General features: G+C 41.0%; 11 protein-coding genes. 2 read left to right on the forward strand and 9 right to left on the reverse strand.

What is annotated here, in order from left to right:
- Window positions 1–62: 62 nt before the first annotated feature.
- From AC13CS_RS06210 to AC13CS_RS06230, 5 genes are all read right to left on the reverse strand, one after another.
- Complete coding sequence (locus tag AC13CS_RS06210; protein ID WP_293162966.1) at window positions 63–1316, reverse strand: dihydroorotase; 1254 nt, start codon at window positions 1314–1316, stop codon at window positions 63–65.
- Entirely contained in the window at window positions 1313–3235 is a 1923-nt protein-coding gene (locus AC13CS_RS06215; protein ID WP_293162968.1) for a BatA domain-containing protein, read from the reverse strand. Before AC13CS_RS06215 ends, AC13CS_RS06210 begins: the two co-directional genes overlap by 4 nt.
- Before the next feature lie 215 nt (window positions 3236–3450).
- Entirely contained in the window at window positions 3451–4458 is a 1008-nt protein-coding gene (locus AC13CS_RS06220) for a glycosyltransferase (protein ID WP_293162971.1), read from the reverse strand.
- Window positions 4459–4704: 246 nt separating this feature from the next.
- Window positions 4705–5400: an SGNH/GDSL hydrolase family protein gene (locus tag AC13CS_RS06225; protein ID WP_293162973.1), complete on the reverse strand. Its 696-nt coding sequence runs from the start codon at window positions 5398–5400 to the stop codon at window positions 4705–4707.
- A gap of 538 nt (window positions 5401–5938) precedes the next feature.
- Window positions 5939–7423, reverse strand: coding sequence for a S10 family serine carboxypeptidase-like protein (locus AC13CS_RS06230; protein WP_293162975.1), 1485 nt, complete (start codon window positions 7421–7423; stop codon window positions 5939–5941).
- Between the two features lie 142 nt (window positions 7424–7565).
- On the opposite strand from AC13CS_RS06230, the gene AC13CS_RS06235 reads away from it, so the two are divergent.
- Entirely contained in the window at window positions 7566–8705 is a 1140-nt protein-coding gene (locus AC13CS_RS06235) for a Gfo/Idh/MocA family protein (protein WP_293162978.1), read from the forward strand.
- A gap of 187 nt (window positions 8706–8892) precedes the next feature.
- Entirely contained in the window at window positions 8893–9438 is a 546-nt protein-coding gene (locus AC13CS_RS06240) for a YfiT family bacillithiol transferase (protein ID WP_293162981.1), read from the forward strand.
- 1 nt (window position 9439) lies between these two features.
- Here AC13CS_RS06240 and AC13CS_RS06245 read toward each other — a convergent pair whose 3' ends face one another.
- From AC13CS_RS06245 to AC13CS_RS06260, 4 genes are all read right to left on the reverse strand, one after another.
- Window positions 9440–9958, reverse strand: a complete 519-nt coding sequence (locus AC13CS_RS06245) for a GNAT family N-acetyltransferase (protein ID WP_293162984.1) — start codon at window positions 9956–9958, stop codon at window positions 9440–9442.
- A 38-nt stretch (window positions 9959–9996) separates the two neighbouring features.
- The gene (locus AC13CS_RS06250; protein WP_293162987.1) at window positions 9997–10557 is read right to left on the reverse strand and encodes a thioredoxin family protein; all 561 of its coding nucleotides are present in this window, start codon (window positions 10555–10557) and stop codon (window positions 9997–9999) included.
- A 100-nt stretch (window positions 10558–10657) separates the two neighbouring features.
- Window positions 10658–11029 carry a PUR family DNA/RNA-binding protein gene (locus tag AC13CS_RS06255; protein WP_163624780.1) on the reverse strand — a complete coding sequence of 124 codons (372 nt, stop codon included), beginning with the start codon at window positions 11027–11029 and terminating at the stop codon, window positions 10658–10660.
- 75 nt (window positions 11030–11104) lie between these two features.
- The gene (locus tag AC13CS_RS06260; protein WP_293162991.1) at window positions 11105–12859 is read right to left on the reverse strand and encodes an ABC transporter ATP-binding protein; all 1755 of its coding nucleotides are present in this window, start codon (window positions 12857–12859) and stop codon (window positions 11105–11107) included.
- Between the last annotated feature and the right edge of the window lie 174 nt (window positions 12860–13033).

Consider the following 13033-nt stretch of genomic DNA (forward strand, 5'->3'; position numbering starts at 1 on the left):
ACAACCAACAATGGTAATGTATGATACAATTGCAGTAGTTTTTCCCGGAGTGGAATTACTCATTATAGTGTACTTTGACCGTTATTAATGATTCCGTAAACTTTACCCCTTAATGTAGAACCTACGAACATGCTATTCTTTGAGGTAGAAAGAATGTTCTTTGCCTCAAAAGTGTACTCCCCATCAGGATTGAACAGGGTTAAACATGCTTTGGAGCCTTCTTTTAGGGCAGGAGGCACTATTTGGAACCGAGAACGTCCTTTGGTTAAAAAAGCAATGGTTTCTTCCAACTCAAAAATGGTGTTCAAACTTCCAAAAGCGGATTCTAGCCCAAGACTTCCGCTTTTTGCATTATCAAATTCTACACGTTTGTGCTCAATATCCATAGGAATATGGTCTGTGGTCACAAAATCTATGGTTCCGTTTTTCACTCCTTTGATCAAGGCCTTGCAATCCGATTTTGTCCGAAGGGGCGGCGACACCTTAAAATGGGTATCAAAACTCGTTAGGGTCTCATCCGAAAAGAATAGATTGTGAATGGCCACGCTGCACGTTACATCCAACCCTTTTTTCTTGGCCTCAGCAATAAGTTTTACCGCCCCCCCCGAAGATATGGTCGGAATATGCAGTTTACCACCCGTATATTCCAATATAAAAAGGTCTCTGGCAATTTGTAGCTCTTCCGAAAGTGCAGGGATTCCCTTGAGTCCTAATTTTGTTGAGACTTCACCTTCGTGCGCCACACCTTTCCCTTTTATGTCGCCATCCTGAGGAAAGGAATACACCAATCCATCAAAATTTTGGGCATACAACAATGCAATTTTTAATAGGTTGGGATTGGAAACCTGTTTTTTGAAATCGTAAAAGGCCACGGCTCCCGCATTCTTCATGTCATAAAGCTCCGCAAGATCAACACCGTCGGAATTCTTGGTCAAGGTACCCAAAGGATAAATTTTTGTAGCCTTTCCAATTCCGCGCTCTTTTAAAAACACCACATCGGAACTGGTATCGGGCACGGGATTCGTGTTTGGGTTCAGCACAATATCGGTGAACCCACTTTTACCGGCCGTAAACAATCCATTTGCAATGGTTTCCCGTTCCTCAAATCCTGGCTCACCAAAACTCACACTGCTATCGAACCAACCGAGGGATACATGTAGATTATCCTTTTCTACCACCTTGGTATTGGCAGGAGCTTCCACAGCCGCACCGATCTTCTCAATAATTCCTTTTTTAATAAGGATATCCCTTTTCTTCAGGTGAAGTTCCTTGTTCTCTGGGCATACGATTTTTGCAGACTTCAGCAGAATGTTCATGTAACAAATTTTTGAATGAGTACCTCAATAAGCGCCAGAAGCAACGCTAAAATAACAAACCATTTCCAATATGCGGTAATGTTGTTCTCCGCTTCCAGATATTCAAATAGTTCGGGAACGGAATCCATGGTGTTTACATTTTCCAAGGCTCCGATATCCAAGTATTTGAGTTGACTTTCCGCTCTGGGGTAATTAAAACTTATATTTTGTAGCCTTTGTTCGTTTTGTAAGATGGAAAAAATGCCATCTTCGGTCGGATTTTCGTCAAAAGTGAGCCGCACCCGATTTGGGAAAGTTTGTTGCAGCGGAATAAACCCATAACCTGCTTTGGATACCTCTAAAATATCGTCGTTGCCTATTTGAGCAGAAATATCCACCATGGTTGTTTCACCAAGGGTTTGATAGGGTTTTGGTGTTTGCAAACTGGATTGTGCCATATTATAAAAGGTGGGCACAATCAACGGGGAGTTGATAAAATTGGAGTTGTTCAATGCTAAGGGAACTGTAAAAACATACAGTCCATCATCCCCGGACAAAAACGAATCGCCACCTTCCAAGGACAAAGCTTTGGGCAAAGTGGTCTGTATTCTGAAATGTTCTTTTACGGATGGATATTGAAAATTGGTCACTTCTTGCTCGAAAACGTTGCGGTACAATGGATGGTCAAAGGTGATGGTAGTCAACTGGGCATCGGATGTGATTTTCTCCGAAAATTGTGTTGTGGACAAACTGGACAAAAACGTATTGTAAGAGGATAAATTACTGTCGATGGCAGGAACTATGATCAAGGTGCCGCCATCATTTTTAAAAGTGCGCAAGATATTTTGAAGGCTGCTTGGAATTGTAGCTAAATTATCCAGAATCACTACATTTTGATTGTCCAAATTACTGTAATCCAATTGATTCAAACCAAATTTTTGTAAATCGAACTCGTTGCCCCGGAACAATCGGTTTAAATAATCGCTATCCGATTCACTAATGGCCAATACCTTAATTTTTTCTTTGGAATTGATGTTGAAGAAAAACCGATTATCGTACCCCAATGCATTATCGATGATGCTCAAACGTCCGTTTAACTCTTCACTGGCCGGAATGGTAAATTCGACTTCAGCATCTCTATTTGATTTAAATTTTGCAGCAGTTTTGGCAATCAATTCATCATCATTATAAAGAGAAATGGGTAAGGCATTATTCTCGTTTCCTCCAGAAAGAAACACTTTTAATTTGGCCTGTTCGTTCAAGCCATCATCCACAAAAACGGAATCAATCGATACGTTTTGAACCTCCCGCGGCCGCATCGGAACAAAATGGGCCACCAAAGTTGAATCCAAATCGGTATTTCCATCGGATACCCTTTCTTGAAAATCAGAAATTACGACCAAGTTTTTTATGCTACTACTGTTTTGCGAGAACAGACTGTTGGCCTTTAGGCCAATTTCGTTCAGGTTGAGTTGTTTGTACGAGTAGGGGAGCGATAGCAACGAATTTTGAATGTCAGTTATGCGAACATTATTGAATGTTTTTTCGTTGGTGAACAGACTGAACTCCGTATCTCTCTCAATGTTTTTGATCAGATCTTGGACAGCTTTTTCCAAAAGTGAAATGCCATTGTTCTTGGCTTGCATGCTGAAAGAATCGTCCAGATAAACAACGGTTTCCTTTTCTTGAAGCGCTGTTGTGGCCGAGGTAAACGGTTGCGCAAAGGCAATTATAATGGCAGCCAACAATAAGAGACGGGTAAACAGCAGCAGCCATTTTTTAAGCGTATTGCTTTTTCTGGACTCCGAAACCACTTTTTGTAGCATGGCCACATTGGTGAACGGGGTTTTGGTAAAGCGTCGTAACTGAAATAAATGGATTAAAATGGGTATGACTAGAAGAAAAAGTGCCCAAAGAATTTCTGGATGTTTAAACTGCATTCCCAACATTGCTTGATCAAAGATAGGCATTAAAACATTCTGATTTCAAACTTCATTTATCAATTATCTATGACGATTAAACAATTACTAATGAACCTATTTTGATTGTGGGCGGGGTGAAGCATCTTTTTTGACACGAATTTCACGAATGACTCGAATATACTTAATTGTCAATTTCGAACGAATGTGAGAAATCTAACTCGAAACAGGTTTAGTCAGCAAAAAAAGAAGTAATCCTGCATGGGCGATTGTCCCAATTCTGAAAAGTATTCCCTGATTTCTTCTTGGGCTTCCTCATTGGCAACGGTGATAATGCTTTGTGGATTGTCCAGTTCTTGTAATGCCTCAAAATGGACGAGTTCCTTGCCGTAAATTTCTTTGCCGATTTTCTTGGGGTTATCACATAACCAAACAAAATCATGCCCCTGTCTTTTTAACCCTTTTGCGATATTCTTCCCTTTAAATCCAGCCCCCCAAACTACCAACGAACGGGTGTCATCGTAATCCAACCGTATAAAATAATGGAGTTTAATGTCCAAAAAATAGTTTTGCGCGTAATGCTCGTGGGTGCGGGAGGTACGGGTATCGTAATCGCGCCAAAGGTGCAGCACTTGGTCGCATGGAATAATTTTAAATCCATGTTCATAAAATCTAAAGGTTAGGTCGTAATCTTCGGGATAGCGTTGGGGCTCAAAACCTTTGCATTTTTCAAAATCTTCACGGTGGACCATCCAGCAAGGAGAGGGGATCACACATTCCTTATAAATTTCATCATAATTATTGCCCGTTGATGTTAATTGGTTCAACCATTTCTCATACCGCTCGTAACCATTGCTGATACCTCGGTCGGAAAAATATTTTACCTGTCCAACAGTGACATGCCCAATCCCGTTTTCAACTATAGCGTTTACCATTACCTCCAATCTGGTAGGCTTCATGATATCATCAGAATCCATGCGAGTCACAAAGCTCCCACTACTTTGGGCGTATGCCGTTTGGAGCGCAGGAATAATCCCCATGCCTTTGTTTTGGAAGATTTTGATGCGCTCATCCTTTTTGGAGTAGGAGGTAAGGAACTCAAAACTCTCATCGGTGGAATGGTCGTTAACGGCTAAAACCTCCCAATTGGTATACGTTTGATTCAAAATGGAATCAAAACATTCGGGCAAAAAATTTGCTGTGTTTTTAAAAGGAATGATGATGCTGACCTTACCGTTTTGCATGCTGCAAGGTAACTAATTCTGATTGTCCGCAATCAACCAAAATGCACTGTCACTTCGAGCCTTTCGACTCCGCTCAAGATAAACTTAAGTAGAGAAGTTATTGAACCCAATGTCTTAAAAATGAGGTCTCGACTGCGCTCGACCTGACAACTTTTTGTTTATATGGTTGATTGCGGACAATTAGTTAACCAAATAACTCAGTAACTGTTTGCAATATCATTGTTTTTCAACCCATAATGGTTTAGTTCAATAACTTTTTAAGGCTTTGTCAATGGCTTCTTTTACCATTGTCTCCATAATATCATATCCTGCTTTGGTGACGTGCACTTCGTCCGTAGTTAACTTGGACTGCATTCCATTTCTATCATCAACCATTTCAGAGAAATAGTCCAAATACATTACGTTCTGGGCTTTGGTCATATCTTTGAGCAATGCATTTAGCTTTGGAATTTTAACGTTTGGATTCAACCCTGGACGCCACGGATAATCGTAAGCAGGCAGTACGGAACAAACGATTGGTTTAATGCCATTTGCTTTTGCCAGTTCTACCATGGAAAGGATATTGTCGTGTATTTGTTTTAGTGTCATGGGGCCTGTATTGCCCGCAATATCGTTGGTTCCAGCCAAAATAACGACAACTTTGGGATTTAGATCAATCACATCTTGACGGAAACGAAGCAGCATCTGTGGCGTGGTCTGTCCGCCGATGCCTCGGTTTACAAAAGGGTGGTCCTTAAAAAACTCAGGATGGGCATCTTTCCACATTTCGGTAATGGAATTGCCCATGAACACTACGCGGTTTTCACCGTCTGCGGGAGCGGTGAGTTCGGCATTTGCATTTTTATACTTTTCCAAGTTGGGCCAATCTTGGGCATTGATTTTAGAAGTGCCCATCAATCCTAAAAAAGAAAGCATCATCCAGAGTATGGTTTGTTTTTTCACTTGTGTGGTTTTTGCTAAAAATAGAAAATTATCATTGTACAAATAGCAAATACATCACAAAAAACAGAAGGACGGTTGCTATGATGGCATAAAACATCTGCCGTTTTTCTTTCTCTTTTTGGATAAACATTTTTTTACGGATTCGAGCTACGTCCCGTCGGGTAGATTTTTTGAAATGTAATTTTGTGACGTTTTTTTTGCCATAGACATCACCTTTAGAAGCTAACTTTCTTTTTTTTAACATGCTTCGATTGGCCTTTAAGCTTTTTATGGCATGCATCATACTTCCTTCACCTCCCATAATTGATATATTTTACCATATAAGTATGATTAATTACATTTTTGTTACACAAAAGGCTACTTTTCGGATTTTTCTTCAACAAAAAAGCGGCATGACTTAAAATGTCATACCGCTTTTGTAAACTATGAATATTGTTTGAATCCCTCATTGAGGGTTTGATTCCCCGACGTTCTACGTCGAAATGAATTAATTTATTTCATTTGAATACCTCGTGGGCTTGCCACCGAAGTAGTTGATTTAATATTTCGCGCTCTTTCCTTTGGCTTGGGTTCTTAAAATGAACGCTCTAATATCGTCGTTGGCCGATTTTAAATCTTCTTTTCTCAAATACATCATGTGACCGGAACGGTATCCTTTAAACTCAAATCGGTCTTTCATTCTACCGCTAGGGTCTACTTGCGACATGGTGTACTTGGCCGCAAAATAGGTGCAGGCGCCATCGTAATAACCCGATTGCACCAAAACGTTCAAGTATGGATTTTGTGCCATCGCTTGACGTAGATTGTCCCTTACGTTATCATCATCATTGTCCCAGGGATGTACAGGGCCGAACATATTGTACTTAATGTCAGTTTTAAAATCAAGCTCTTCTTGCAAGTAATAATTAATGGCAGGGGTAAAACTGTGCAACCAAGAGGTCAACTCGGGTGAATAATCGGGTCGGGTTCCTGCCAATGTTTTGTCGATTCCCAAATAACGGCTATCCAAACGCCCGATCGTGTATCCGCCTTTATCTCGCAACAAAGCTTTCCAAAAGAATTGCGTAGGCACATCCAAATTGTGGTCAATAATGTCTTTTGCATCCAATCCGGAATAACGCGCCATTTTATCGGCAATGGCTTTACGCTCAGATTCGGGAATAAAACCACCTTTGGCGATAGCCGGCAATAATTCATTAATTGTGAATTCTTCCACCTCTGGCAACACTTCCAACAGGTCTTTGCTTTGCAAATCGGATGGCAGGGCTTTGTGGTGCCATGCTGCGGCAGCAAAATAAGGAAGGTTCAAGGCACTGGAAACGGGGTCGTTGTCACGGAATACCTTGTAATCGGCTGGGGAAACCATAATTACCCCGTTCAAATACATCCATTGTTGGTTTTGAAGTGCCAAGGAAAGGCCCATAACACGGGTGCCTCCGTAACTTTCACCCACAATATATTTAGGGGAGTTCCAACGGTTGTTTCTAGATACAAAAGTGTTCAGCCATTCGGCCAAATATTTGGTATCTGCATTGATTCCGAAGAATTTTTTACGGTCCACTTCTTTTCCTGTTTCGGGAATGGTACGTGAATAGCCTGTGTTCACAGGGTTTACGTAAACAATATCGGTTACGTCCAAAACGGAATACGGGTTTTCCTTAACGCCATAGGGTTGCACGGGATACCCTTCATCATCAATTTTAAGAATACGCGGACCTGTGTAGGCCAAGTGCATCCAAACCGAACCGGAGCCCGGTCCGCCGTTAAAGGAAATCAACAAGGGTCGCGAAGACCTATCCTTTACACCATTTTTGGTGTAGTAAGTGTAATGCAAGGATGCAATCGGTTCCCCCAATTCATCCCAAACGGGTTGGGTTCCTGTAGTCGCGGTGTAGTCAATGTTGGAACCGTTGATGGTTACGGAATGTTGTGTGGTTACTGTGGTGTCAACGGGTAATTTTCTACTTTGGGCAAAGGCAAATGACGTGCAAAACGCCATGCCTAACAATACGAGTTTTTTCATTTTTACGGGTTGAATTAGTCAAGTTCATAAAAATAGGGAATTTGAAGATTCTTATACAGACAAAAGCTCTGAAAATGCATGAAGGTGCATTCGATTGTTCTATTATGTGTAAATTTAATAGCGTTAACTAAATCTATATTCCATGAAAAGTCTCACCCGAAGAAATTTTAATACCCTGACCGCAAAAGGCATAGGAGGTGCCGCCTTGTTATCATCGGTGCCGTTTGCCTGTGCCATGGGAGCCAATCAGGATAAAAAGAAGCTGGGCATTGCCTTAGTTGGACTTGGTAGTTATAGCACCTATCAATTAACGCCTGCTTTGCAGGATACCCAACATTGCTATTTGGCAGGAATTGTTACCGGAACTCCCGAAAAGGAAAAGGTTTGGGCCGATAAATACGGTATTCCTAAAAAGAACATTTACAACTATCAAAATTTTGATGATATTGCCAACAACCCCGAAATTGATGTGGTATATGTGGTGCTTCCCAACAGTATGCATGCCGAATTTAGTATTCGTGCCGCTAAAGCAGGCAAGCATGTTATCTGTGAAAAACCTATGGGCATTAGCGTGGCAGAGTGTGATGCCATCATAAATGCATGTAATGAAGCTGGCGTAAAACTGGGCATGGGTTATCGCTTACATTCCGAGCCCTATACGCAGCAGGTAAAGGAATTTGTCAGGGAAAAAACCTTTGGCGATGTGTTGTTTGTTTCCGCAGATGCCGCCTACCGATCCACGGGCAATCCAGACCAATGGCGTTTGGACAAAAAACTTTCGGGAGGAGGCGCTTTAATGAATATGGGCGTGTATGCTGTGCAAAGTGCCATTTATGGTACGGGTGAAAATCCAATTTCGGTGGCTGCACAGGAATTTAGCACCAGACCTGAGTATTTTAAAGACACTGACGAGACCATTACGGCACAATTTGAATTCCCGAGTGGGGCAGTGGGCAACATTTCCACTTCGCACAATTTTAATGCGAATGCGATGTATGTTTCCGGGACTTCGGGATGGTTTCGGTTACAGCCTGCCAATAATTATGGTCCGTTGAGCGGGGTGACTTCTAATGGTGATGTTATTAAATTTCCGCACGAGAGCCAGCAGAAATTGCAAATGGACGATTTTGCCCGGCACGTATTGTTCGACGAGCCCAACAAAGCGCCCGGTGAAATGGGTAAACGCGATATGATGATCGTGGAAGCCATTTACAAATCCATTGCGAATGGGGGAGAAACCATTTCCTTGGATTTTGAACCTGGTTTTGGGTTTGGGGGATGAGTTGGGTCGATTGAAGAATTGGAGGTATTTTAAATTGGTATTTGCCCGTTACTTTCTATATTGGCTTTGTACTTGTGTCATAATGTTTAGGTTCCGTGAAGCAAATATCCTTAGCGCTATCTTTTAATCCGAAAAGGTCTAAACCGTTTCTCTGAAAAAAAAATGTAATTCGCTAACGTCAATCAAAATGAATAAAAAAGAAACTTTGGAACAACTACGTTACCCTATTGGAAAATTTGAGGTTCCTGATACCATCACAAAAAATAATTTGAAGGAATGGATTTCCGTTTTGGAACAGTTGCCCCAACGTTTGAGCGATTTGGTTACTCCATTGTCCGAGGAACAGCTCGAAACCCCTTATCGACCAGGGGGTTGGACTGTTCGCCAAGTGGTCCATCATATTTCCGATAGCCATCACAATAGTTATATTCGCTTTAAATGGGCACTTACAGAAGATACTCCTACAATTAAAGCTTACGATGAAAAGGCTTGGGCCGAATTGTTCGATACCCGTACCGCGCCCATATTAATGTCGCTTTACCATTTGAGTGCCATACACGCCAAGTTGGTTTATTTGCTGAAAGGGCTTTCCGAAGGAGATTTAAAAAGAAGCTTTATACACCCCGATGGAAACCAAGAGACCACTTTGGAAGAAAACATAGCTCGCTACGCTTGGCACAGCAATCATCATTTTGCCCATATTGAAAACTTGGTAGAGCGCGAAGGGTGGTAACCTAAAGGTTTTTGGTTAAGATCCACATGGCCTTCTCGGTAGGTTTAACGCGGGGCAAAACCACCTCGCTCTCCCGTTTGATGGTAAATCCGTTTTTTTGATAGAAATGAATCGGGTTTCCTTTTTGCATGGCATCCAACCAAACGATTTTCTTGTTCAAGTCTCTCGCCGTATCTTCAATAAATTGAAGCACTTGTTTGCCTATTCCTTTACCGGAGTGTTCTTTCAGCAAATATATTTTCTCAGCTTTAAGCGCATCTGTATCTGCAATTTCATCGATACCACAGTTTTTTACCAATTTAAGGATACCAACGTTTTTATTGTTTTGTTGAATTAAATAGTTGAACGCATTGGGGTCCTGAAGTTCACGCTCAACAACTTCTTTGGTCAGTCCGTACGAAATATAGGGGGTTGGATCTTCGTTCTCCCATAAGTGGAGGTAATGTTCGCAGTACGATTTTACGCCAACAGCCAAATATTCATTTAAGTTATCTTGGATAACGGGTTCCAAGCTTACCATGTTTTTTTGAACAGTAAGAGTCATTCTTTATTATAGTGCTAGGTGTTGATCCATTTAATATTGCAGCCCAGACTTGGCTTTTGCTCGGAATTTACAGCTTTACCATCCAAAACGGCATCCATTGCATTTTTAAGGTCCGTTCCTGTAAGTGGAATTCCGTTTCCCGGTCTGGAGTCGTCTAATTGACCGCGGTAGACCAAGGACAAATTCGCATCAAAGAGATAGAAATCGGGAGTACAGGCCGCATCGTATGCCTTTGCTGTTTCTTGTGTTTCGTCATATAAATAGGGAAACGTATAGCCTTCCTTTTTGGCTTTCTCGGTCATTAAATGCGGAGCATCTTGTGGATAGTTTTCCACATCGTTGCTGGAAATGGCCACAAAGGCAATTCCTTTTTCCTGATATTCTTGAGCCAACTTTACGATCATCGGGTTTACATGAACCACAAAAGGGCAGTGGTTGCAAATAAACATTACCACGGTCCCTTTTTCTCCTTTCAGCTCGTCCAAAGAGCGTTTTTTATTGGAAACGGTGTCCAACAGTTCAAAGTTGGGAGCCTTGGTGCCCAAAGGGAGCATGTTACTGGGAGTCCTAGCCATTGTTCTTAAATTTTAGGATTGTACAAGGTCGTATATGGTAAAAATAAAAAAACGACCTGCAAAAAATACAGGTCGTTTAATTTTTTTAAAGGAGATGTTTTTAGATATCGTCGAAACTTACATCGGTAAAGTTGCCCGATGCAGCCCCGTTTTCACTAAAACTGTTTTCTTCCTTTTTAAAATCTTTTTGGTGGCGTTCGGAGATAACCTCGGTACCTTTTTCGTCAATAATGTAGTCCATCATCTCTTCCATAATCTCACGGAAAGCACTAAAATCTTCTTTGTACAGATAAATCTTGTGCTTTTTGTAGTGGAAAGAACCATCGTCGTGGGTAAACTTTTTACTTTCGGTGATGGTAAGGTAGTAATCTCCGGCCTTGGTACTTCTTACGTCAAAAAAATAGGTTCTTCTTCCTGCTCTTAAGACTTTCGAATAAATCTCTTCCTGATCCATTGTATCTTTCTGGCCCATATGGTATAGTGTATTTAGTACTATGTTGAATTATGTCATCAAAAATGTAAAAAAAAAGCTAATTCAGCAACTTTTTTATGAATCTTTACCCGAGAGTTGGTTGATGTAGAGGTCTTTGTAATACCCTTCGGTATTGTTCAATTCCTCGTGGGTACCCTCTTGAATGATGCTACCGTTGTCCAACACAATGATTTTATCGGCATTCTTGGCAGATGATACTCTGTGACTTACAATAAGTGTGGTTTTACTTTCCGATACTCTTTTTAAATTATTAAGGATCTCTTCCTCGGTCTCAGTGTCCACGGCGGATAGGCAATCATCAAAAAGATAAATTTTAGGGTCTTTTAAAAGGGCACGGGCAATGGAAACCCGTTGTTTTTGGCCACCGCTCAATGTGATGCCCCTTTCTCCCAATACCGTGTCGTATTTTTTTGCAAAGCCTTGGATATTTTTGTGTACCACTGCTTTTTTGGCTACTTCCACAATATCGTCGTGCGTTGCATTTTCATTTCCAAAACGAATATTGTTCTCAATGGTATCCGAGAACAAGAAAGCATCTTGCGGTACGGCGCCTATGGAGCTGCGTAGGCTATCAAGGTTTAGTTGTTGAACAGGAATGCCATCAATCAATACTTCTCCAGAAGAAGTGTCGTACAAGCGGGCCACCAAATCCAATATCGTTGATTTCCCTGCACCTGTTTTTCCTAAAATAGCCACAGTTTGACCGGCTTCAACAGTAAATGAAACATTTTTGAGGGCAGTTATATTGGTGTCTTCGTAGGTAAAGGTCACATTTCTGAACTCAATACTACCAATAATTGGGGTCGGTGTTTTTACTTGGTTTTTAATGGATGGTTCTTCCTTTAAAAATTCGTTTATTCTTTTTTGCGAAGCCTCAGCCCTTTGTACTATGGATGTAAGCCACCCCACAACGGCAACGGGCCATGTAAGCATATTTACGTAAAGAATAAACTCGGCAATGATCCCAATGGTCTCAATTTCCCCATTTATATATTGGCGTCCACCTATGTATATCACAAACACATTGCTGATACCGATCAATAAAATCATTAAAGGAAAGAACCAAGCGTTCACTTTGGCCAAGGCCATACTGGTATCTTTTCCCTCTTGCGCCAATCCACGAAGCTCCGTATTTATTCGGGGCTCAATGCTGTATGCCTTTATTACTGAAATCCCCGAAAAGGATTCTTGTGTAAAAGTGGACAGGGTGGACAAATATTCTTGGACCTTGGTGCTTCTTTTGTGGATAATTTTACTGATCTGGTAAATCAGAACAGATAAAATAGGTAACGGAAGCAAGGTATAGGCCGCCAGGGTAGGGGCCTTTATAAACATTAGGGGGACCAAGCACACAAAAAGGGTTAAGGTTTGTATACCATACATAATGGCAGGGCCGCCATACATCCGCACTTGGTTGATGTCTTCACTGATTCGGTTCATTAAGTCACCAATCCTATTTTTTTTGTAAAAATTGAGACTAAGTAACTGATAATGGTCAAAAACTTCGTTTTTCAAATCATACTCAATGTAGCGGGATACATTAATGATCGTTTGGCGCATCAAAAAAGTGAAAAGGCCCGAAAGAATAGCAGCTCCAACAATAATGAGAATGTACTGTAGCAATAATCCCTTGGCATCCGAAAGGCTGATCACATCCGATGCAAAATCTTCGACTGCCTGTATGGACTTGTTCACATACGAAGGCATTACCAAGGAAAAAACACGGGCAATTATGGTAATGAGAATCCCCAAAAAGAGTTTGAGCCAATATTTTTTAAAATATTTATTTAGGTGTTTCAGTTCCTTCATAAAAAGGTAAAAAAAGTGATTTTTAGGGTAAATGTACAGCGACAATCCCGCAAATATATACCATACCAAACAAAGTAAACGTTATAAAACTGATAAGAAAGTAACTTTGGTAGGTAAGATTCAAATATAAGATTACTTTTGCGGAGTGAAAGCCAAACAATGACTTTAAAAGTT

Source organism: Flagellimonas sp. B-3 (genome assembly GCF_056857835.1).